Genomic DNA, 20,267 nt, shown 5'->3' on the forward strand with positions numbered 1-20,267 from the left:
GCGCCCTTGCCCTCCCGCAGGCCGCCCGCGATGGCGACGACGCGGGCGCCGCCGGCCAGCCGCAGCGGCAGCGGCTCGCGGACTTCGACGCCGCGCAGGCGCTCCTCCTCGATCGACACCGAGCGCGTCGTGATCAGCCCGCGCCGGATGTGCAGCGTCCCGGCGGGCTCGCGGGTGAGCCGGTAGTTCCAGAACGAGAGCACGTACCCGCCGACCGACAGCACCGACACGAGCACCAGCAGCCCGGCGGCGGCCAGCACCAGGCTCAGCCACGTCGGCGTGTCCGTGAAGTGCCCGACGACGGTCTGGACCAGCGAGAACTGGATCGGGTCGAAGTGCAGTTCGTGCGCGAAGTGGTAGACGGTGCCGACCACGGCGCCGACCACCGCGAGGCCCGAGAGCGTGAACGGCGCGTACCGCAGCCACTTCTTGTCGACCGCGGCCACGAGCTGCTCCGGCGGCGCGGCGGCGACCGCTTCGGCCTTACGGTGTAAGAGCAGTGTCCGCAGCCGCTGGGCCTCGGCGGTGGTCACGGCGTCGAGGACCAGTTCGTCCTTGCCCGGACCCTTGCCGTGCGAGTGCCGCCCGGTGCCGATCCGCGCCGCGGCGAGGGAGAACAGCCGGTGCTTCGGCTCGGAGGTGACGTCGACCGTGCGGATCCGGTCGCGGGGGATCGCGCGCTGCTTGCGCAGCAGCAGCCCGGTGTGCCACTCGACCTGCGTCGCGGTGATTCGGTAGCGCGAGGTCAGCACGTGCGAGACGCCGGTGCACACGGCGATCGCGGTGAACGCCAGCCCGATCCACTGCCACGGCTCGCCGTGGCCGAACAGCAGCGCGCCCAGCAGCACCGGCAGCGACTTCGCCAGGTCCAGCACCGGCCGGATGAGCAGCATGCGCCGGTCGAGGCGGTGCCAGGGCGCGTCCTGCGTGCCTTCGGCGGGCGGCGTCACGACCGTCTCGGTGCTCACGTCGCGTCCCCGCGCACGGCCTGGGTCGTCTTCGTCAGCTCGTCGGCCAGCTCCAGCGCGCGGCCGTGGGCCAGGCCCGAGATGCGCAGCGGCCCCGCCGCGGACGCCGTCGTCACGGTGATCTTCGCCAGCCCGAACAGCTGCTCGAACGGGTCGCGCTCGATGTCGACGGTCTGGATCCGCGAGACCGGCGCGATCCGCCACTCCTGCTTCAGCCAGCCCGCCTGGGTGTAGACGGCCTCGCCGGTGACCTCCCAGCGGTGCACGCGGTAGCGCCACTGCGGCATCACGAGCAGGTGCAGCGGCGCGAGCACGCACGAGATCACCAGCGTCACGCTGAGGAACGACGGCGGATCGTCGCTGGTCACCACGATGACGGTCTGCAGCCCGATCAGCACGATCCAGAGGATGGCGGCGGTCGCCGCCCAGTAGCCGATGGCCCGGCGGCTGACCCGGTGCGCCGGCGGCCGCAGCCGCAGCGCCGTGTTCGTGGTGTGGTCGGTCACGCCTCAAGCGTGCCCGATCGGAGACTTGCGTGCCCACGACAGACGTCACGATGCCGATCCGGTCCGGCCTCGATCGCGTGCCGTTACGATCGGCGCCACCGTCGGTGGAATGGAATCCCCGCACGCGTGTGTTGTGCTTCAAGGATTGTCCTAGAGCAAGCAGGAGGACCCGGTGGGACTCGATCCCGACGACCTGTACGAGGTGGACTCGGACGTCCCCGACCTGACCGGAGCGGTGCTCATGCACCACTTCGAAGGGTTCATGGACGCCGGCTCGGCGGGCCGTCTGCTGGCGGAGCACCTGCTGACCGGCGAGCACCGGGTGGTCGCCCGCTTCGACGTCGACCGGCTCATCGACTACCGCTCGCGGCGGCCGACCATGACCTACGCGGTCGACCACTGGGAGGACTACGACGCGCCCGAGCTGGTCGTGCACCTGCTGCACGACACCGACGGCACGCCGTTCCTGCTGCTCTCGGGCCCGGAGCCGGACCACGACTGGGAGCGGTTCTGCCGCGCGGTCCGCAACCTGGTCGAGCGCTGGGGCGTCCGGCTGACCGCCGGCTTCCACGGCATCCCGATGGGCGCGCCGCACACCCGCCCGCTCGGCGTCACCGCGCACGCCACCCGCCAGGACCTGGTCGGCGACCACCAGCCGCTGCCGAACCGGCTGCAGGTGCCGGGCAGCCTCGCCGCGCTGCTGGAGTACCGGCTCGGCGAGTGGGGCCACGACGCAGTCGGCTTCGCCGCGCACGTGCCGCACTACCTGGCGCAGTCGACGTACCCGGCGGCTTCTCTGATCGTGCTCGACGCGCTGAGCCGCGCGACCGGGCTGAGCCTGGCCGAGGGTGAGCTGCGCGAGGCCGCGGAGCTGGCCGACGCCGAGATCAACCGGCAGGTCGCGGAGTCCGACGAGGTCGCCGACGTCGTCCGCGCGCTGGAGCGGCAGTACGACACGTTCGTCGAAGCTTCGGAGAAGGGGTCGCTGCTCGCGGAGTCCGTCGAGCACATGCCGACCGCCGAGGAGCTCGGCTCGCAGTTCGAGCGGTTCCTGGCCGAGCAGAACGGCGGCGACGGCACCGAGCGCTGATGGCGCGCTACGACGAGATCGGGGTCGGGTACGCGCTGGGGCGGCGCACCGACCCGCGCTGGCTCGCGCCGGTCCTCGACGCATTGGGTGCCGCGCGTTCCGTGCTCGACGTCGGTTCCGGGACCGGGTCGTACGAGCCGCCGGGCCGCCGGGTGGTCGCCGTCGAGCCGTCGGCGGAGATGATCCGGCAACGCTGTCCCGGTGCCGCGCCGGTCGTGCGGGCGGTCGCGGAGGCGCTGCCGTTCGCGGCCGGGACGTTCGACGCCGCGCTGGCGGTGCTCACCGTGCACCACTGGCCGGACTGGCGCCGGGGCCTCGACGAGCTGCGCCGGGTCGCGCCCCGGCAAGTCGTCCTGGCCTACGACACCGCGCTGCACAACGACTTCTGGCTCGTGCGGGAGTACGTGCCGGAGGTGGCGGCGCTCGAGCGGTCGCGCCCGTCGGCGGCGGAGATCGCGGACCACCTCGGCGCGTCGTCGGTGCTCCCGCTGCCGGTGCCGTGGGACTTCACCGACGGGGTGTTCCCGGCGCACTGGCGGCGCCCCGAGGCCTACCTGGACCCGGCGGTGCGGCGGGCCTGCTCGGCGCTCGCGCAGACGTCGCCCTCGGCCGTCGAGCGCGGGATGGACCGGCTGCGGGCCGACCTCGAGTCCGGCCGGTGGCACGCCGACCACGCGGAGCTGCTGGCCCTCCCGGAGTGGGACGCGGGCTTCCGGCTCATGGTGGCGGCCAGCTAGCCAGCTTCCCGACGGCTTCGGCTGTCCGCTGGAAGCCGTCCTCGCCCAACACCGCCCGCAGCCGCGCGTTGATCTCTTCGACTTCGGGCGCGACGCGGGCCAGTGCCGCCTCGCCCGCCGCGGTCAGCTCCAGGACGATCGCGCGGTGCTCGCTCGGGTGCGCCCGCTTGGCGACCAGGCCGGCGCCGGCGAGCCGGGTGACCATCGCGGTCACCGCCGACTCGCGCTGGCCGAGGCGGACGGCGAGGTCCCGCTGGGTCAAGCCGCCTTCGCGGATCGCGAAGAGGGCGCCGAGCTGGGCCGAGGTGATGCCCGCCGCGGCGGCCAGCCGGCGGTCGGCGTCCACGCGCAGGCGGTGGGCGGCCTGCTGGAGCAGGAAGAACAGGCGCTGGTCGGGTTCGGGCACGCCCCGATCTTGACAGGCGGCGGCGTCTCGCGCCATGCTCACTTCACTAGTGAAGTGAGGGGTCATGCTCGACATCGAAGCAGCCCGCCGAGGCCTTGAGAGCCAGCCGTTCAGCCGTCTCCTCGGCGCCCGGCTGACCGAGTTCGGCGACGGCGCCGCCACGCTGGAGCTGGACATCCGCGACGAGCTCGCGCAGCAGAACGGCTACCTCCACGGCGGGGTGCTCGCCTACGCCGCCGACAACGCGCTCACCTTCGCCGCGGGCACGGTGCTCGGCCCGGCGCTGCTCACGGCCGGCTTCACGATCGACTACCTGCGCCCGGCGGTGGGTGCGACGCTGCGGGCCCGCGCCGTCGTCGTGCAGGCCGGCCGGTCCCGGGCGACCTGCCGGTGCGAGGTGTACACAGTGGACCGCGACGGTGCGGCCACGCTGTGTGCCGCCGCGCAGGGGAGTGCCCGCCTGGTGCCGGCGCGTCAGGTACCGTCCCGGGATGAACCGCGCGAAAAACCGTTCACCGGTACGGAAAACCCTGGGCAAGCTGCTGCACGCGCTGGCCTCGAAAGTGCATGACCCGTACACCGATCAGCTGAACCGGATGGCCGCGGAGCTCCGGGAGGAGATCGTCCGCCAGGGTGACCGGGTCCTCGATCGGGTGGTGGAGTTCGAGATCCGCAGCCGCCGCGACATCGTCTACGCCGGCGACCAGGACGCCGCCCTCGAGAGCAACGTCTTCGCCCGCGAGCACCTCGTCGGCTCCCGGCACTTCGGCAAGCCCAAGGAAACGCTCGAGTACGCGCTTTCCCTGGCGCCGCAAGGAGGCATGGCGCTGGAGTTCGGGGTCGCGTCCGGCAACACGCTGCGGACCATCGCCGGCGCCCGCGGCGGCCGCGAGGTCTACGGCTTCGACTCCTTCGAGGGGCTGCCCGAGGCGTGGCTCAACGGCATGCCCGCCGGCGCGTTCGCCCGCGACGACCTGCCCGACGTCCCCGGCGCCGAACTCGTCGTCGGGCTGTTCCACGACAGCCTGCCCGGGTTCCTGGCCGAACACCCCCTGCACGTCGACTTCCTGCACGTCGACGGCGACCTCTACAGCTCCGCCAAGACCGTGCTCGACCTCTGCGGGCCGCGGCTGCGCGCGGGCAGCATCGTGCACTTCGACGAGTTCTTCAACTTCCCCGGCTGGAAGCGGCACGAGTACCGAGCCTGGACGGAGTACGTCGAGCGCACCGGCGTCGAGTTCGAGTACGTCGCCTACACCTACAGCGACAACCAGGTGACGGTGAAGATCACGAAGCCCTAGCCGTGGCAGCCTTCCTCGTTCAGCGGGCCCATCGAAGGCAGGATCAGCCCGCACAGGTAGCCGTCGATGAAGCGGCCGCTGCCGGCGATGTTGGTGCCGAGCCGGACCAGCGGCGCGAACCCCTTGATGCCGGCGGCCAGCGCGTCCTGGTTGCGCTGCAGCATCGACGTCAGCTGGTCGAGCTGGGTGAGCAGCGGGCCGACCTGGGCCTCGTTTTCGTCGATGAGCCCGGAAAGCTCGGTGGCGAGCTGCCGTGACCCGTCGAGCAGCGACGTGATGGCCTGTTCGCGGTTGCTCACCTCGGAGAGCAGCTGGTTGCCGTCGTCGAAGAGCCGCTGGACGACGGCGTCGCGGTCGACGAGCGTCTTCGACACCACCCTGGTGTTGGCGAGCAACGTGGCGAGCTGGTGGTCGCGGGACGCGAGGGAATCCGACAGCCGGGACAGCCCGGTGAGCGCGGCGCGGACGTCCTGCGGCGTGTTCGCGAGCGTCGCCGAAAGCGTGTCGAAGCTTTTCGCCAGCTGCACCGTGTCGATCTTGTCCACAGTGGACGAAAGCTGGCCGAAGGCGGCGAGGATGTCGTACGGGACGCTGGTGCGGGACCGCGGGATCGGCTGCCCGGGATCGAGCGTGGCTTCGCCCTCCGGGTCGAGCGCGAGGTACTTCTGGCCCAGCACGGTCTTGAGCCGGATCGCCGCGCCCGTCGCGTCGCCGAGCCAGGCGTCCTTGGCCTTGAAGGAAACCAGCACGTGGTCGCCGCTCAGCTTCAGGTCCGTGACGCGGCCGACCTTGACCCCGGCGATCCGGACGTCGTTGCCCGCGAACAGGCCGGCCGCTTCGCTGAATTCGGCGGAGTACGTGGTGCCGTCGCCGATCACGGGCAGGGACCGGACGTTCAGCGCCGCCACGACGCCCAGGGCCAGCACGGCCAGCCCGGCGATCGCCGTCCTGACGGGGGCGTCGGCGGCCCGGCGCGGTGACATGGCGTCGAGGGTGACGCACGCCACGCCGGGCCGCCAGCCGAGTCCCCCGATGAGACGAAGATCGCCGGCTCACGCGGCGGTGAGCGCGGGGTAGTCCCGGTATTCGAGCGCGTTGGCCGCGCGGTCGGTCATCCAGGTGAACACCTTGCCGAACAACCGGGTGCTGATCATCCGGTAGGCGCGGTTGCGGCTGCGGATCTTCTCGGCCGTCAGCGGGGCCAGGAAGTTGCCCGAGCCCTTGCCGTTCTTCTGCCCGACCGTCGCCGGCTTGCGCAGCCGCTGCTCGTACTTCGCGAACGCGGTCACGTGGTCGCCGCCCGCCGCCGCGAGCTCGCCGGCCAGCACCTGCGCGCCCATCATCCCGAGCCCGGTGCCGGAGCCGCCCGGCCCGGCGCACCACGCGGCGTCGCCGAGCAGCACGACCCGGCCCTTCGCCCAGCGGTCGAGGTGGATCTGGCTGATCGAGTCGACGTAGAGGTCGTCGGCCGCGGGCAGCGCTTCGAGCAGCTTCGGCACCTCCCAGCCGGTGTTCGCGAACAGCCGCGCGACGAGGGCGCGCTGCTCGTCGGCGGAGCGGCGGAACTCGACGCCGTCGGCGGCGAAGACCAGGCTGACGTGCAGCTTGCCGGGCAGCCGGTGGCTGCCGACCGTCACGCCGCGCCCGGGCTCGTTGTACATGACGCTGGTGTGGTCGAGGCCGAGGTGGTTGGGCGCGGTGAAGCCGGCGATGCCGAAGCCGAGGTCGCGGCGGAAGTCCCGCTCCGGGCCGAACGCGGCGGCGCGGACGCCGGAGTGCACGCCGTCGGCGCCGACGACCAGGTCGAACTTCCGCGGCGCGCCGTGGCGGAAGGTCACCTCGACGCCGTCGGCGGTTTCGCGCAGCGCGGTGACGCGGTCACCGAAGACGTATTCGGCGTCGTCCTTCGTGTGTTCGTAGAGGATCCGCGCGAGGTCGCCGCGCAGGATCTCGACCTCGCCGCTCCAGGCGGCGCCGGGCACGGTCAGCGCGGGCCGCGCGTCGAGGCCGAGCACGGTCTGGTCGCCCATCGCCGTCTCGCACCGGCGGATGTCGGCCAGCACGCCCATCGCGGCCAGCAGCTTGACCTGTTCGCCGCGGAAGTCGACGGCTTGGCCGCCGGGGCGCAGCGTGGGAGCGGCCTCGACGACGGTGACGCGGTAGCCGCCGCGGTGCAGCCACCAGGCGGCGGACGGGCCGGCGATGCCGGCGCCGGAGACGAGCACGGTCTTCATCGGGGGTTCCTCTCGGTCGTGGTGACCCGAGAGTGCGCGGCGCCGCTGACGGTCCGCGCACGGTTCGCTGACCGTTCGCCCGGTGGGGCCGGGTTCGAGTGGCTAGCATGGCGCGGTGGACCGCTCCACCGCAGACCGGGCCCCGCAGGACGGCGACGAAGCCGTCGAGGCGCGCATCCTGGGTGCCGCCGCGCACCTCATCGCCGAGGAAGGGTTCGGCAGGCTGAAGATCGGCGCCGTCTGCGCGCGCTCCGGCTACGCGCGATCGGTCGTCTTCCAGCACTTCGGCGACAAGGAAGGGCTGGGACGGCGGCTCGTCGAGTTCGCCGTCGAAGAGTTCACCAACTCCTACAGCGAGGCCGTCGCGGCCCGGACCGGCGCGGCCACCGCGACGCCGATGGACATGCTGCGCGCACTGCTCGACATCATCTTCGAGCTGATCCGCACGATGCCGACGCTCAACCAGGCGTTCCTCGCGCTCTGGGGCGACGGCGCGGCGGAGTACTCGGCCCTGCGCGGCACGCTGACCGAGGCCGACCGCCGGTTCCGCTTCGCCATCGCCCAGACCGTGGCCAGCGGCGTCGCGGACGGCTCCATCACCGGCGTCCGCGACGCCGACGCGTACGCCTCGGCGCTGCTCGCGCAGCTGCGCGGCATCTCGATGCAGGCGCTGATCGACCCGGACGGCATCGACCTGCGCGGCCTGCGCGCGGAGCTGGAGAGCGGCGTCGACCGGCTGTCCGCGGGGTTCCGCGGCACGCTTTAGAGCGCGAACACGATGCTCCGCAGCACGATGACACCGATGAAGACCAGCGTGAAGGCGAGGTCGAGCGAGATCCCGCCGATCCGCACCGGCCGCACGACCCGCCGGACCGGCCCGATCACCGGCTCCGTGGCGGCGTAGGCGAGCCCACGCGCCCGCCGCGCCCACGGTGGCGTGTCGGCGACCACCGCGACCCAGTCCAGCACCATCCGCGCGACCAGTACCAGCAGGTACAGGCTCAGCGCGAAGCCGAGCAGCGTCCACAGGGCACCCATGGTTCCTCCGTTCTCACTACCCGGAGAACGCACGGACGGACCCGGAAAGTGCCGGATCCGTCCGTTTCACAGCTTTTCAACAGGATGGGTCACCCGAAAGTGACGACCAACCGGCCGTCCGAGGCGAAGGACCACCGCAGCGTCCCGCTGTACGACGAGCACCGGGAGCCGTTCGAGCCGGTCCAGAACTGGTTCGAGCTGTCGGCGTTCCCGGCGGTCTTGTCGTTCGACCCGGCGACGGCGAACCGGCACGAGGTGTTCGTGCGGAACACCGAGGTGCCGGTGTCGAAGGAGAAGTTGCGCTCGGCGTTGTCGATGCCGACGTTGTCGGAGACGGTCATCGTGCCGGGGTTGCTGTTGTAGGTGAACCCGTGGTGCCCGTTCCGGTAGGCGATGTCCCGCCGCACGATGTGGTTGACGGCGATCTTGTCCCCGCCGAGCTTGAAGCCGTTGCGGTCGCCGTTCGTGTTCACCGTGCCGTCGGTGAGCGTGCCGTTCGAGTAGGCGAGCGAGTCCTCGATGGTCACCGGGCCGATCGGGCCGGTGTCGGTCTTGGTGTAGAGGTCCCAGCCGTCGTCGATGTTGTTGTGCGAGACGTCGTAGCGGAAGACGTTGCCGGTGCCGGAGGTGAGCTTCGAGGCGAACCCGTCGGCGTCCTCACCGTCGGAATCGGCGTTGTCGTGCGACTCGGAGCTGACGACGAGGTTGTTCGACGGCCACTGGTCCTTGGGGGTGTCCGACGCGATCCGCGAGATCTGCAGCCCGGAGTCGCGGTTGAAGCGGGTCACCACGCGTTCGATCACGTTGTTGCTGCCCCCGACGAAGATCCCGTTGTCCCCGGCCCGTTCGACGACGATGCCGGCGACCCGCCAGTACGACCCGTTCAGCGCGAGGCCGCGGTTGGCGGGGTCTTCGGACATGGCGGAGAAGTTCAGGACGGGCGTCTCGCCGGCGTAGGCGGAGAGCGTCTTGCGGGCGCTCGAGGTCCCGCTGTCGGCGGGCGGGATCGTGACGGTCTGGGAGTAGCTGTAGGTGCCACCCCGCAGCGAAATCGTGCCGCCCGCGCCGATCTTGGCGATCGCGGCGGGCAGCGTCAGCGGATCGGCGAGCGTGCCGGCGGCGGAGTCCTTGCCGTTGGGGGCGGCGTAGAGGGTGGTGCCCGCCTGGGTGCCGCCGGTGGTGAACTCGGCGTAGTCGATGTTGGGCAGGCCGCCGGTGGTGGTCGGGCTGAGCCGGACGGTGCTGCTGCCGGCGGGCAGCGTGAGGGTTTGCGACGCCCAGGTCGACCAGGAGCCGGTGGCGGGGAAGGAGAGCGACTGGGTTTTGACGCCGTCGACGAGGAGGTCGGCGGCCCGGGCGCTCGTGGTGCCGTTGGCGAACCGGACGGTGACGCTTTCGGCGCCGGAGGTGGGGAACTGGACGTAGGCGCCGATGGCGTTGTCGCCGTTGCAGAAGCCGGTGCCGGAGTAACCCGCCCAGTTGCTGTCGATCGTGCCGGTGCAGGCGGCGGCTTCGGCTTCGACGCGTTGGGTGGCGGCTGCCGCCGGTGTGACCGTCGCCGTCGCCGCGATGAGGGCCGCGGTGGCCGCCAGTGTTGCGTATGAACTCATGCACGCCTCCTGGTGAGTGTGATTTCAGAGGGTGAGAGCGCTCCCAGGAAACGTCGGTTTCCGTTGAGGCGTACGGTATCACCGGGGATGTGCGGGTGGGGTCGGCCAACTGGGTCACGTCTTTTGAAAACGCTTTCAGTGGATGTCTGAAAGCGCTTTCCGCGTTCTGCTGCCGCGACGCGCGCGAGCCGGATGGGTAGGACTGGCCGCCGAGGCCCCCATGGCGAGCGGTACGCAAGAAGGTGCCGACGCCGCGGTCAGCATGCGGCTGGCCGCGGGTGTCGACGCGGCGAGGGTCGCGTTGTGAGCCGGCCGCTCGGTGTCGGTGCTACTGGAGATCTACGCCGCGTTCCTCGATCGGCACTCACAAGACGGGTCGGAGACGGAGAGCCCATGCTGCGACCGTGGGCACGCATTGGGCGTGGACACTCGTTCAAAAGCGGGATGAGGCTGCAGACAGCCGGAGTGCGAGAAGAACCGTTTCAAGCGCAAAAGCGCAGGTGAGGAGCGGTTTCACCCGCTCCCACGGGGGTGCCCTCGGCAGGATTCGAACCTGCGACACCTGCCTCCGGAGGGCAGTGCTCTATCCCCTGAGCTACGAGGGCCCATCGCTGGGCGACTTCGAAAGCTTAGCGCATCCCCCAGCCCCCTCGCGCGCAGGTTCCCCCACCCGCGTTTGCGCAGGTCGGGGCGATGAAGTTGATCGGCTGCGCGGACCGTCGCTAGCGTGGGAAACCCCCACCAGAAGGAGCCGTGATGGCCGAGCCGTTCCAGGTAGCTCTCGATGAGGGCGATATCGCCGACCTGCGGGAGCGGTTGCGGCGGACTCGGTGGCCCGAGGCCGAAACCGTGGGTGACTGGTCGCAGGGGGTGCCGCTGGCGTACGTCAAGGAGCTCTGCCGGGACTGGGGTGAGGAGTACGACTTCGGGTTCGCGCGGCGGCTGAACGACTTTCCGCAGTTCCGGGCCACCGTCGACGGGGTCGGGGTGCACTTCCTGCACGTCCGTTCCGAGCAGCCGGACGCGCTGCCGCTGGTGCTCACCCACGGGTGGCCCGGGTCCGTGCTGGAGTTCCTCGACGTCGTCGGGCCGCTCACCGACCCCGGGGCGCACGGGGGTGATCCGGCCGACGCGTTCCACGTGGTCGTGCCGTCGCTGCCCGGGTTCGGGTGGAGCGACAAGCCCGCGTTGAAGATTCCGCGCGTCGCCGCGCTGTGGGACGAGCTGATGGTGTCGCTCGGCTACGACCGCTACGGCGCCCAGGGCGGCGACTGGGGTGCCGCCATCACCAACGCGCTCGCCAAGGTCGCGCCCGAGCGCGTGGCCGGGGTGCACGTGAACTTCGCGCCCGTGCGGCTGGACGAGGGCGAGCTGACGGCTTCCGAACAACGGGCGCTGGCCGACCTGCAGGAGTTCCGGCGGACCGGGAGCGGCTACTCCGCCGAGCAGGGCACGCGGCCGCAGACGCTCGGCTACGGGCTCACCGACTCGCCCGCCGGGCAGGCAGCCTGGATCGCCGAGAAGTTCTGGGCCTGGACCGACCACAAGGGGCACCTCGAGGACGCCGTCGACCGGCAGAAGATCCTCGACGACATCTCCGTCTACTGGTTCACCGCGACGGCGGCCTCCTCGGCGCGGATGTACTGGGAGAACAGCGAAACCGACCGGTCCACGGTGGACGTTCCGGCCGGGGTTTCGGTGTTCCCGAAGGAGATCGTCCGGCCGTCGCGGCGGCAGGCCGAGCGGCGCTACACCGACCTGCGCTGGTTCGAGGAGCTGCCCGTCGGTGGGCACTTCGCCGCGCTCGAGCAGCCGCGGCTGTTCGTCGAGCAGGTTCGCGGGTTCTTCCGGCTGGTTCGCGAAGCGTGACGGATCCACCAGGCGGGAAACCCCGCCTGGTGGATTGGTCGTGACCGTCCGCCGGGGTAGCTTTCCGGGTGGGTGAACTTAGGCTGCCCTCTGTTGCACATATGCGCATCTCACTATATGTTTGCGGCGACGGTGAACCGGGAACGGAGGCGGTATGGGGCAGGGACACGGCCACGGGCACGCGATCGCGCCGGCGAGCGCGTCGGGCCGGTACGTGCGCAGCCTGAGCATCGCCCTGGCCATTGGCGCCGGCTTCATGGTGCTCGAGTTCGCCGTCGGCTTCGCGACCGGCTCACTGGCCCTGATCTCGGACGCGGCGCACATGTTCACCGACGTCCTCGGCGTCGGCATGGCACTGGCCGCGATCATCCTGGCGCGCCGCAGCGGCCCCACGGTCAGCCGCACCTTCGGCCTCTACCGCGCGGAGGTGCTGGCGGCGCTCGGCAACGCGATCCTGCTCTTCGGCGTCGCGGGTTACGTCGTCTTCGAGGCCGTCGGCCGCATCGGCGACCCGCCCGCGGTCCCCGGCCTCCCCGTCCTCCTCGCCGCGGCGGCCGGCCTGGTGGCCAACGTGGTGTCGTTCACGGTGCTTCGCGCGGGCGCGAAGGAGAGCCTCAACGTCCGCGGCGCGTACCTCGAAGTGGTCGCGGACCTGATCGGCTCGGTCGGCGTCCTGATCAGCGGCGCTTTGACGCTCCTTACTGGCTGGCGCTACGCGGACCCGATCATCGGTGTGGCGATCGGCCTGTTCGTGCTGCCGCGCACGTGGGTGCTGGCCCGCCGGGCGCTGCGCATCCTCTTCCAGCACGCACCGCAGGGCGTCGACGTCGGCGCGATCAACGCCGAACTCGCCGCGCTGCCGGGCGTCGCCGACGTGCACGACCTGCACATCTGGACGTTGACCTCGGGCATGGAGGTGGCTTCGGCGCACCTGACGCTCGCGCCGCCAGCGCGGCAGTCGGACGTGCTGACCGAGGCGCAGAACCTGCTCGCGTCGCGGTACGCGATCGAGCACGCCACCTTGCAGGTGGAGGCGCCGCAGTGCGCACGTCGTTGCCAGGAGCTTTCCTGGTAGTGGCGGACTTCTGAATGACACCTGCCCTCCGGAGGCAGGTGTCGCAGGTCCGAATCTTGCCGAGGGCACCTCTACGCGGCGGGAGAAACCGCTTCTCACCAGCGAATTCACGCTCGAAGCGATCTTCCCGTTCTCCGGCTGGCTTCGATCAAGTCCGGCCAGGCACGGGCATCCGTTTCCAGCGCCTTCCCACGGAATCTTCTGGTCGTGGCAGGTGTCGCAGCCGCCAGCCGGACGAGCGCCGGTTCGCACCTCCGCCGCTGATCACAGGAGCTCCGGAGCACTCCGCACAGTGCGCACGTCGTTGCCGGAAACCGTCCTCGCAGCGGAATCCGCAGTCTGCTTGATCACCGATTCCCCGGAATGCAAGACCCAGGAGTAATCGCGCAAGAATGAGGAATAGCTCGGCCTAATGGCGGTACTACCGTCGGTCCATGACGGAAATCGTGACGAAGACCACGACGGTCAGAACGCGTGCGATGGGGGTGCTGTTCACCGGCGCCGCGGCGTTGAACACCGCGGTCACCGGTGCGACGACGGTCAGCACCCTGATCGCCTCCGATGCGCACGGGGACGGGTGGAGCGGCATTCCCAACGCGGCGGTCGTCGCCGGTACCGCGTTCGGGGCGCTCTACCTCGGGGTGCTCATCGGGAAAAAGGGCGCGCGGACCTCGCTGAAACTGGTTTACGGCGTGGCCGCGTTCGGCGGGCTCGTCGCATTCCTCGGCGGGGTGTTCGCCAATCTTCTGCTCCTGCTGCCCGGCCTCGCCATGCTCGGGATCGGGAACGGCGCCGCGGGGCTGGTCCGGTACACCGCCGCCGAGCTGTACCCGGACAACCGCAAGGGGTTCGCGCTCTCCATCATCGTCTGGGCGGGCACCATCGGCGCGATCGCCGGGCCCGCGCTGCTCGAGCCGGCCGCCGCCACCGCGGGGTTCTTCGGGCTGCCGAGCACCTCCGGCGCGATCGGCTTCGCGGCGCTGCTGTGCACCATCGCGCTGCTGGCCAGCGCGACCATGCCGAAGACGGCCTTCCCCGCCCAGGGCCCGAAGCGCCCGCCGCTGACGCTCGCCCGAGTGGCCGCCGCGTTGAAGCGGCGGGTCGTGCTGGTTCCGCTGGTGTCGATGACCGCGGCGCACGTGACCATGGTGACCGTCATGACGATGACGCCGCTGCAGCTGCACCGGCAGGGGCACGGCCTCGAGGTCGTCGGCTACGTCCTCAGCGCGCACATGATCGGTATGTTCGCGCTGGCCCCGCTGTCCGGGAAGATCGCCGACCGGATCGGCGGGCGGGCCACGATCACCGCGGGCGTCGGCGTGCTGGTGCTCGCCGCGGTGACGGTGATCGCCGCGCCGACGTCGCACACCGCCGGGCTGCCGCTGGCGCTGTTCCTGCTGGGCTACGGCTGGAACCTGGTGTTCGTCGGGTCGAGCGCCCTGCTGAGCCGCAGCCTCGCCGACGACGAGCGCACCCAGCTGCAGGGGGTCATCGACGCGCTGGTGTGGAGTGCCTCCGGGCTCGGCGGCATCATCGCCGGCGGCCTGTTCGGGCTGGGCGGGTACGCGCTCGTGGCCGGCGTCGCGGCGGTGCTCGCGCTCACGCCGCTCGCGCTGGTGGCCCGGCGGAGCTGAGTCAGGGGAGCGGCTGCGCGCCCCGGGCCGACAGCATCAGCTTCATCTGGTCCATCTCGGCCCCCTGCGAAGTCAAGATGCTCCGCACCAGCGCCTGCAACGCCGTCAGGTTCGAATGGGCCGTCGCGTACTGGGCCATCTCCGTGCCGCCCTGGTGGTGGCGGAGCATCAGCTGGAGGAAGAACACGTCCAGCTGCTTGCCCGACAGCGAGCGCAGCTTGGCCAGCTCGGCCTCGGTCGCCATGCCCGGCATCAGCGGGCCGGCGCCGGGGTTGACCGACCCCGTGCCCATCGCCATGCCGTCGTGGCCCTGCATGGGCTCCGTCATCCACTTCATCGGCGCGCCGATCGGCTGCTCGGGCTGGTCCCACAGCATGAGCCAGCCCTTCATGCGGCCGACCTGCTCCAGCTGGGTGCGCTCGATGTCGAACGCGAGCTGGCGGATCTCCGGGTCGGTCGAGTGGTCGCGGGCCCAGCCGGCCATCGTGACGGCCTGGAGGTGGTGCGTCGACATGTCCTGGGCGAAGCCGACCTCGACGGACCCGGCTGCCGGGGTGGCAGCCGGGGCGTCGTCGATCGCGCGGGTCAGGAACATGCCCGCGGTCGCGCCGATCAGCAGGACCGCGAGCAGCGTCCCGCCGATGATCACCCAGCGCGACCACGTGGGCTGTTCTTCGGAACTCACTTGGTGGGCGTGCCCGACGCGGGTGCGGACGGCTGCTGGCTCATGCCGCCGTTCTGGTCGGTCTGCGCGTTCGGCGTGCCCTTGTAGTCCATCGGCTTGGCGTCCGGGCCCGGCTTCGACGGGTCGAACGGCGGCGGGTTGTCCGGGTCGAACTGGCCCGCGCCGAGCGCGTCGCAGGACGCGCCGACCTCGGGGTAGACGCCGTTCGGGTTGCTCCGCAGCGCCGCGATGAACTCGTCGATGCGCGCGTCGTCGGCCTTGTCCAGCTTCAGCTGGTGGCCCCAGGACTGCAGCGAGATCGGCTTGTCCAGGCCCGGGTACGGCGACATCATCGTGTACGGCTTGCCCTCGACGCGGACCTTGAGCAGGTTCAGCGCGTCGCCGGTGACCTGCTGCGGGTTGTAGGCGATCCAGACGGCGCCGTGCTCGAGGGCGTGCACCATGTTCTCGGTGCGGACGGCGTTCGGGTACACCTTGCCGGTGCAGGTGGCCCAGTACCCGTCGTGCGGGCCGCCGAACGGCGGGGTCTTGTCGTAGGCGACGCGCTCGGTCGGGAGCACGTGCACGCTGCCGGTGTAGTTCGCGGTCACCACGCCGGGGATGCGCTTGGAGGGGTCCGGGTCGGACGCCGTCGGCGCGAACGAAGCGGCGGCCGCCTCGCGGCCGGACTGCTCGCGCTTCGGCGCGGACGCCACCATGTAGTAGGTGATCACGGCGCCGGCCAGTGCGACGATGGCCACGACGGCGATGATCGTGCCCCAGGGCGTGCCCTTCTTGCTCACCACGGAACCGCGGGCCGCCTTCACCGCCGAACCCTTTTTCCGAGTTGTCCCGTTCGCCATGGCTCCCGCGTTCTCCCTCTGGTGGCTGCGGACGGATTCCCGCCCGGGCCAGTGTAGAGACCACGCGTCTGATCACCGTTAACGCCTCACGCGGACGCCGACCGTGACATGGCCGAGACCGATGAAAGGCCCCGACCTGGGCACACCTAGAATTCGGCAGGTGACTCCCGCCGCTCTCGCCGACCTGGTCCGCAGCTCCGCCGTGCAGGTGCTCGCCGCACGCGGCATCGACGACGCCGTGCTGCCGGAGCAGGTGACCATCGAACGCCCGCGCAACCCCGAACACGGCGATTACGCGACGAACATCGCCCTCCAGGTGGCCAAGAAGGCCGGGCTGAAGCCTCGTGACTTCGCCGAGGCGCTGGCCGAGGCGGTCTCGGCGGACGACGGCGTCGCCTCGGCCGAGGTGGCCGGCCCCGGCTTCCTCAACTTCCGGCTCGCCGCCGCCGCGCAGGGCGACATCGTGCGCCAGGTGCTCGACGCAGGCGCCGCGTACGGCCGCGGGGACGCGCTGGCGGGGACCAGGATCAACCTGGAGTTCGTCTCGGCGAACCCGACCGGCCCGATCCACCTCGGCGGCACCCGCTGGGCCGCGGTCGGCGACGCGCTGGGCCGGGTGCTGGGCGCGCAGGGCGGCGAGGTCACCCGCGAGTACTACTTCAACGACGCCGGTGCCCAGATCGACCGGTTCGTCCGGTCCCTGATCGCCGCCGCGAAGGGCGAGCCCGCGCCGGAGGACGGCTACGCGGGCGGCTACATCAACGACATCGCCGCCGAGGTCATCAAGGCCGAGCCGAGCGCGCTCTCGCTGCCCGAGGAGCAGCGGCACGAGACGTTCCGCCGGATCGGCATCGAGCTGATGTTCGGCGAGATCAAGCAGAGCCTGCACGAGTTCGGCACCGACTTCGACGTCTACTTCCACGAGAACTCGCTGCACGAGTCGGGCGCGGTCGACGCGGCCGTCCAGGAGCTGAAGGACTCGGGGAACCTCTACTTCGACGAGGGCGCCTGGTGGCTGAAGTCGAAGGAGTACGGCGACGACAAGGACCGCGTCGTCATCAAGCAAGACGGCAACCCGGCCTACATCGCCGGTGACCTGGCCTACTTCAAGGACAAGCGCAACCGCGGCTTCGACCTGTGCATCTACATGCTCGGCGCGGACCACCACGGCTACATCGCCCGGCTCAAGGCCGCCGCGGCGGCGTTCGGCGACGACCCGGCCACGGTCGAGGTGCTGATCGGCCAGATGGTCAACCTGGTCAGCGACGGCAAGCCGGTCCGGATGTCCAAGCGCGCGGGCACCGTGATCACCATGGAGGACCTCGTCGAGGCCGTCGGCGTCGACCCGGCCCGCTACGAGCTGATCCGCTACTCGGTGGACTCCACTTTGGACGTCGACCTGGACCTGCTGCGCAAGCACTCCAACGACAACCCGGTCTACTACGTCCAGTACGCGCACGCGCGGCTGGCGTCCCTGCAGCGCAACGCCGCCGATCTCGGCCTCAAGTCCACTTCGGACGTCGACTTCGGACTGCTCACCCTGCCCGCCGAGGGCGACCTGATCCGCACCATCGGCGAGTTCCCGGAAACCGTGCGCCGCGCCGCCGAAATGCGGGAGCCGCACCGGATCGCGCGCTACCTCGAAGAACTCGCGGGCGCCTACCACAAGTTCTACACCGTGGGCCGCGTGCTGCCCATGGGCGACGAAGAGGCGACCCCTCTGACGTACGCCCGGCTCGCGCTGTGCGAGGCCGCCCGCCAGGTGCTGGCGAACGGCCTCGCCCTCCTCGGTGTCTCCGCTCCGGAACGGATGTAAGAAATGGCGCACCCCGCGGGCCCCAGGCACGCCGACGTCTACCCCCACGCCGACACCTCCGGGCTCCAGCCGTCCGGGGTCGAAGAGCTCGACAAGCTGCCCGCGAAAGTGTGGCCGCGCAACACCTTCCGCGCCGCCGACGGCGTCGTCCGGATCGCCGGCGTCGACGTCCGCGAGCTGGCCGAGCAGCACGGCACGCCGCTGTTCGTCGTCGACGAAGCCGACTTCAAGTCCCGGTGCGCGGACTACGCCGAGGCGTTCGACGACCCCTCGCTCGTGCACTACGCGTCCAAGGCGTTCCTCTCCATCGAGATCGCCCGCTGGGTGGCCGAGCAGGGGCTGAGCCTGGACGTCTGCAGCGGCGGCGAGCTGGCCGTGGCGCAGCGCGCGAACTTCCCGGCCGAGCGGATCACCTTCCACGGCAACAACAAGTCGCCCGCGGAGCTGGAAGCCGCGGTCGTCGCGGGCGTCGGCACGGTCGTGCTCGACTCCTACTACGAGATCGCGCGGCTGAGCGACATCGCCGCGCGCCACGACGTCGTGCAGCCGGTGCTGATCCGGGTGACCGTCGGCGTCGAGGCGCACACCCACGAGTTCATCGCGACCGCGCACGAGGACCAGAAGTTCGGGTTCTCCCTGGCGTCGGGCGACGCCGCCGAGGCGGTCCGCCGGGTGCTCAACGCGTCCTCGCTCAAGCTCGTCGGCCTGCACAGCCACATCGGTTCGCAGATCTTCGACGCCGACGGCTTCGAGGTGGCCGCCCGCCGCGTCGTCGGGCTGCTCGCCGACCTGGCCAAGGAGCACGGCGCCGAGCTGCTCGACCAGCTGAGCCTGGTCGACCTCGGCGGCGGGTTCGGCATCGCCTACACCGAGAAGGACAACCCGCCGCCGCCGGCGCAGATGATCACGCAGATCCGCGAGATCGTCCGCAAGGAATGCGCGTACGCGGGCCTGCCGGTGCCGCGCATCGCGGGCGAGCCGGGCCGCGCGATCGCCGGTCCGGGCACGATCACGCTGTACGAGGTCGGCACCATCAAGGACGTCTCGCTCGGCGACGAGTCCGCGCGGCGGTACGTCAGCGTCGACGGCGGGATGAGCGACAACATCCGGACCGCCCTCTACGACGCGGTGTACGACGTCCGGGTGGTGTCCCGGTCCGCGGGCGACAACGAGCAGCCGGTGCAGGCCGTGCTGTCCCGGGTCGTGGGAAAACACTGTGAGTCCGGCGACATCGTCGTACGAGACTGCTGGCTGCCCGACACCCTGGCTCCCGGCGACCTGCTGGCGGTCGCGGCGACCGGCGCCTACTGCTACTCCATGGCGAGCAGCTACAACCGGCAGCCGCGCCCGGCCGTGGTCGCGGTGCGCAACGGCAGCTCCCGGCTGCTGCTGCGGCGGGAGACGACCGACGACATGCTCCGCCTGGAGGTCTGAACACAGTGGCTGCCCCTGAGGAACGCCCGGCCATCCGCGTCGCCCTGCTCGGCTGCGGGACGGTCGGCGGCGAGGTCGCCCGGCTGCTCACCGAGCAGGCCGGCGAGCTGGCGGCGCGGGCGGGCGCGCCGGTCGAACTGGCCGGCATCGCCGTGCGCCGCCCGGACAAGCACCCCGAGCTGCCGCCGGAGCTGCTGACCGCGGACGCCGAGAAGCTCGTGACCAGCGACGACGTCGACGTCGTGGTCGAGCTGGTCGGCGGGATCGAGCCGGTGCGCGGCTGGCTGCTGGCGGCGCTGAAGGCCGGGAAGTCCGTGGTCACGGCGAACAAGGCGCTGCTCGCCGAGCACTCGGCCGACCTGTTCGAGGCCGCCGACGCGGCGGGCGCCGACCTCTACTTCGAGGCCGCGGTGGCCGGCGCCATCCCGCTGCTGCGGCCGCTGCGCGAATCGCTGGCCGGCGACCGCATCACGCGGGTGATGGGCATCGTCAACGGCACCACGAACTACATCCTGTCCGCGATGGACTCCACCGGCGCCGGTTACGCAGAGACGCTCGACGAGGCCAGCCGGCTCGGGTACGCCGAGGCCGACCCGACCGCCGACGTCGACGGCTACGACGCCGCGTCGAAGGCCGCGATCCTCGCGTCGCTGGCGTTCCACACCCGCGTGACGGCGTCGGACGTGCACCGCGAAGGCATCGCCGACGTCACCGCCTCCGACCTCGCGGCGGCCCGGGGGCTCGGCCGCACGGTCAAGCTGCTGGCCATCTGCGAGCGCGTCACCGACGACGACGGCGTCGAGTCCGTCTCGGCCCGCGTGCACCCGGTGATGATCCCGCGCAGCCACCAGCTGGCGGGCGTCGGCGGCGCGTTCAACGCCGTCTACGTCGAGGCGGACGCGGCGGGCGAGCTGATGTTCTACGGCCAGGGCGCGGGCGGCGCACCGACCGCGAGCGCGGTGCTCGGCGACCTCGTCGCGGTGGCCCGCAACCGGGTGGCAGGCGGCCGCGGCCCGCGCGAA

General features: G+C 71.2%; 20 protein-coding genes and 1 tRNA gene. 11 read left to right on the plus strand and 10 right to left on the minus strand.

Features of this window, described 5'->3' with window-relative positions; genetic code table 11:
* A partial coding sequence (locus tag G3I65_RS30395; protein ID WP_166640772.1) for a PH domain-containing protein occupies positions 1 to 893 on the minus strand: 893 nt, incomplete at its 3' end.
* A gap of 71 nt (positions 894 to 964) precedes the next feature.
* The gene (locus G3I65_RS30400; RefSeq protein ID WP_160699153.1) at positions 965 to 1,474 is read right to left on the minus strand and encodes a PH domain-containing protein; all 510 of its coding nucleotides are present in this window, start codon (positions 1,472 to 1,474) and stop codon (positions 965 to 967) included.
* A gap of 172 nt (positions 1,475 to 1,646) precedes the next feature.
* Here G3I65_RS30400 and G3I65_RS30405 point away from each other — a divergent pair, with 172 nt between their 5' ends.
* Entirely contained in the window at positions 1,647 to 2,564 is a 918-nt protein-coding gene (locus G3I65_RS30405; protein ID WP_160699154.1) for a proteasome assembly chaperone family protein, read from the plus strand.
* Positions 2,564 to 3,301 carry a class I SAM-dependent methyltransferase gene (locus G3I65_RS30410; protein ID WP_160699155.1) on the plus strand — a complete coding sequence of 246 codons (738 nt, stop codon included), beginning with the start codon at positions 2,564 to 2,566 and terminating at the stop codon, positions 3,299 to 3,301. Before G3I65_RS30405 ends, G3I65_RS30410 begins: the two co-directional genes overlap by 1 nt.
* Here G3I65_RS30410 and G3I65_RS30415 read toward each other — a convergent pair.
* Entirely contained in the window at positions 3,282 to 3,707 is a 426-nt protein-coding gene (locus G3I65_RS30415) for a MarR family transcriptional regulator (protein WP_160699156.1), read from the minus strand. The two genes, G3I65_RS30410 and G3I65_RS30415, sit on opposite strands and share 20 nt — an antisense overlap.
* Before the next feature lie 64 nt (positions 3,708 to 3,771).
* Here G3I65_RS30415 and G3I65_RS30420 point away from each other — a divergent pair, with 64 nt between their 5' ends.
* Entirely contained in the window at positions 3,772 to 4,278 is a 507-nt protein-coding gene (locus G3I65_RS30420) for a PaaI family thioesterase (protein ID WP_160699157.1), read from the plus strand.
* Positions 4,199 to 5,008 carry a class I SAM-dependent methyltransferase gene (locus tag G3I65_RS30425; RefSeq protein ID WP_160699158.1) on the plus strand — a complete coding sequence of 270 codons (810 nt, stop codon included), beginning with the start codon at positions 4,199 to 4,201 and terminating at the stop codon, positions 5,006 to 5,008. Before G3I65_RS30420 ends, G3I65_RS30425 begins: the two co-directional genes overlap by 80 nt.
* Here the strand turns inward: G3I65_RS30425 and G3I65_RS30430 are convergent.
* Both G3I65_RS30430 and G3I65_RS30435 read right to left on the minus strand, forming a co-directional pair.
* Entirely contained in the window at positions 5,005 to 5,991 is a 987-nt protein-coding gene (locus G3I65_RS30430) for an MCE family protein (RefSeq protein WP_160699159.1), read from the minus strand. The genes G3I65_RS30425 and G3I65_RS30430 overlap by 4 nt on opposite strands.
* A gap of 69 nt (positions 5,992 to 6,060) precedes the next feature.
* Positions 6,061 to 7,242, minus strand: a complete 1,182-nt coding sequence (locus G3I65_RS30435) for an FAD-dependent monooxygenase (protein WP_160699160.1) — start codon at positions 7,240 to 7,242, stop codon at positions 6,061 to 6,063.
* 115 nt (positions 7,243 to 7,357) lie between these two features.
* Between G3I65_RS30435 and G3I65_RS30440 the strand changes: the two genes are divergently transcribed.
* The gene (locus G3I65_RS30440) at positions 7,358 to 8,008 is read left to right on the plus strand and encodes a TetR/AcrR family transcriptional regulator (RefSeq protein WP_125312832.1); all 651 of its coding nucleotides are present in this window, start codon (positions 7,358 to 7,360) and stop codon (positions 8,006 to 8,008) included.
* On the opposite strand, the gene G3I65_RS30445 is transcribed toward G3I65_RS30440, so the two are convergent.
* The 3 genes from G3I65_RS30445 to G3I65_RS30455 all read right to left on the minus strand — a co-directional run bounded on the left by G3I65_RS30445 (position 8,005) and on the right by G3I65_RS30455 (position 10,495).
* Entirely contained in the window at positions 8,005 to 8,280 is a 276-nt protein-coding gene (locus G3I65_RS30445; protein ID WP_160699161.1) for a YggT family protein, read from the minus strand. The genes G3I65_RS30440 and G3I65_RS30445 overlap by 4 nt on opposite strands.
* An 89-nt stretch (positions 8,281 to 8,369) precedes the next feature.
* Positions 8,370 to 9,890, minus strand: a complete 1,521-nt coding sequence (locus G3I65_RS30450) for a carbohydrate-binding protein (RefSeq protein WP_160699162.1) — start codon at positions 9,888 to 9,890, stop codon at positions 8,370 to 8,372.
* Positions 9,891 to 10,422: 532 nt separating this feature from the next.
* A tRNA-Arg gene (locus G3I65_RS30455) sits at positions 10,423 to 10,495 on the minus strand.
* A gap of 151 nt (positions 10,496 to 10,646) precedes the next feature.
* Here G3I65_RS30455 and G3I65_RS30460 point away from each other — a divergent pair.
* The 3 genes from G3I65_RS30460 to G3I65_RS30470 all read left to right on the plus strand — a co-directional run bounded on the left by G3I65_RS30460 (position 10,647) and on the right by G3I65_RS30470 (position 14,468).
* On the plus strand, positions 10,647 to 11,759 hold the full coding sequence (locus G3I65_RS30460; protein WP_160699163.1) for an epoxide hydrolase family protein: 1,113 nt from the start codon (positions 10,647 to 10,649) through the stop codon (positions 11,757 to 11,759).
* A 154-nt stretch (positions 11,760 to 11,913) separates the two neighbouring features.
* Positions 11,914 to 12,834, plus strand: a complete 921-nt coding sequence (locus G3I65_RS30465; protein ID WP_160699164.1) for a cation diffusion facilitator family transporter — start codon at positions 11,914 to 11,916, stop codon at positions 12,832 to 12,834.
* A gap of 434 nt (positions 12,835 to 13,268) precedes the next feature.
* Positions 13,269 to 14,468 carry an MFS transporter gene (locus G3I65_RS30470; RefSeq protein WP_125312921.1) on the plus strand — a complete coding sequence of 400 codons (1,200 nt, stop codon included), beginning with the start codon at positions 13,269 to 13,271 and terminating at the stop codon, positions 14,466 to 14,468.
* A gap of 1 nt (position 14,469) precedes the next feature.
* Here the strand turns inward: G3I65_RS30470 and G3I65_RS30475 are convergent, their stop codons facing one another.
* Entirely contained in the window at positions 14,470 to 15,153 is a 684-nt protein-coding gene (locus tag G3I65_RS30475; RefSeq protein WP_160699165.1) for a DUF305 domain-containing protein, read from the minus strand.
* Positions 15,150 to 15,959, minus strand: coding sequence for a DUF3105 domain-containing protein (locus tag G3I65_RS30480; RefSeq protein ID WP_160699166.1), 810 nt, complete (start codon positions 15,957 to 15,959; stop codon positions 15,150 to 15,152). Before G3I65_RS30480 ends, G3I65_RS30475 begins: the two co-directional genes overlap by 4 nt.
* A 196-nt stretch (positions 15,960 to 16,155) precedes the next feature.
* Here G3I65_RS30480 and argS point away from each other — a divergent pair, with 196 nt between their 5' ends.
* From argS to G3I65_RS30495, 3 genes are all read left to right on the plus strand, one after another.
* Positions 16,156 to 17,811, plus strand: a complete 1,656-nt coding sequence (gene argS / locus G3I65_RS30485) for an arginine--tRNA ligase (RefSeq protein ID WP_160699167.1) — start codon at positions 16,156 to 16,158, stop codon at positions 17,809 to 17,811.
* A gap of 3 nt (positions 17,812 to 17,814) precedes the next feature.
* Positions 17,815 to 19,245, plus strand: a complete 1,431-nt coding sequence (lysA, locus tag G3I65_RS30490; RefSeq protein ID WP_160699168.1) for a diaminopimelate decarboxylase — start codon at positions 17,815 to 17,817, stop codon at positions 19,243 to 19,245.
* Between the two features lie 5 nt (positions 19,246 to 19,250).
* Positions 19,251 to 20,267 (plus strand): homoserine dehydrogenase (locus G3I65_RS30495; protein WP_163046780.1); only part of this gene is annotated, 1,017 nt, incomplete at its 3' end.

It is taken from the genome of Amycolatopsis sp. SID8362 (assembly GCF_010550475.1).
Classification (GTDB): Bacteria; Actinomycetota; Actinomycetes; order Mycobacteriales; family Pseudonocardiaceae; genus Amycolatopsis; species Amycolatopsis eburnea.

Coding starts and splice junctions, on each gene's coding strand:
- G3I65_RS30470 (WP_125312921.1), top strand. CDS start 13,269: ATGACGGAAATCGTGACGAAGACCACGACGGTCAGAACGCGTGCGATG.
- G3I65_RS30425 (WP_160699158.1), top strand. CDS start 4,199: ATGAACCGCGCGAAAAACCGTTCACCGGTACGGAAAACCCTGGGCAAG.
- G3I65_RS30445 (WP_160699161.1), bottom strand. CDS start 8,280: ATGGGTGCCCTGTGGACGCTGCTCGGCTTCGCGCTGAGCCTGTACCTG.
- lysA (WP_160699168.1), top strand. CDS start 17,815: ATGGCGCACCCCGCGGGCCCCAGGCACGCCGACGTCTACCCCCACGCC.
- G3I65_RS30430 (WP_160699159.1), bottom strand. CDS start 5,991: ATGTCACCGCGCCGGGCCGCCGACGCCCCCGTCAGGACGGCGATCGCC.
- G3I65_RS30465 (WP_160699164.1), top strand. CDS start 11,914: ATGGGGCAGGGACACGGCCACGGGCACGCGATCGCGCCGGCGAGCGCG.
- G3I65_RS30420 (WP_160699157.1), top strand. CDS start 3,772: ATGCTCGACATCGAAGCAGCCCGCCGAGGCCTTGAGAGCCAGCCGTTC.
- G3I65_RS30460 (WP_160699163.1), top strand. CDS start 10,647: ATGGCCGAGCCGTTCCAGGTAGCTCTCGATGAGGGCGATATCGCCGAC.
- G3I65_RS30450 (WP_160699162.1), bottom strand. CDS start 9,890: ATGAGTTCATACGCAACACTGGCGGCCACCGCGGCCCTCATCGCGGCG.
- G3I65_RS30435 (WP_160699160.1), bottom strand. CDS start 7,242: ATGAAGACCGTGCTCGTCTCCGGCGCCGGCATCGCCGGCCCGTCCGCC.
- G3I65_RS30410 (WP_160699155.1), top strand. CDS start 2,564: ATGGCGCGCTACGACGAGATCGGGGTCGGGTACGCGCTGGGGCGGCGC.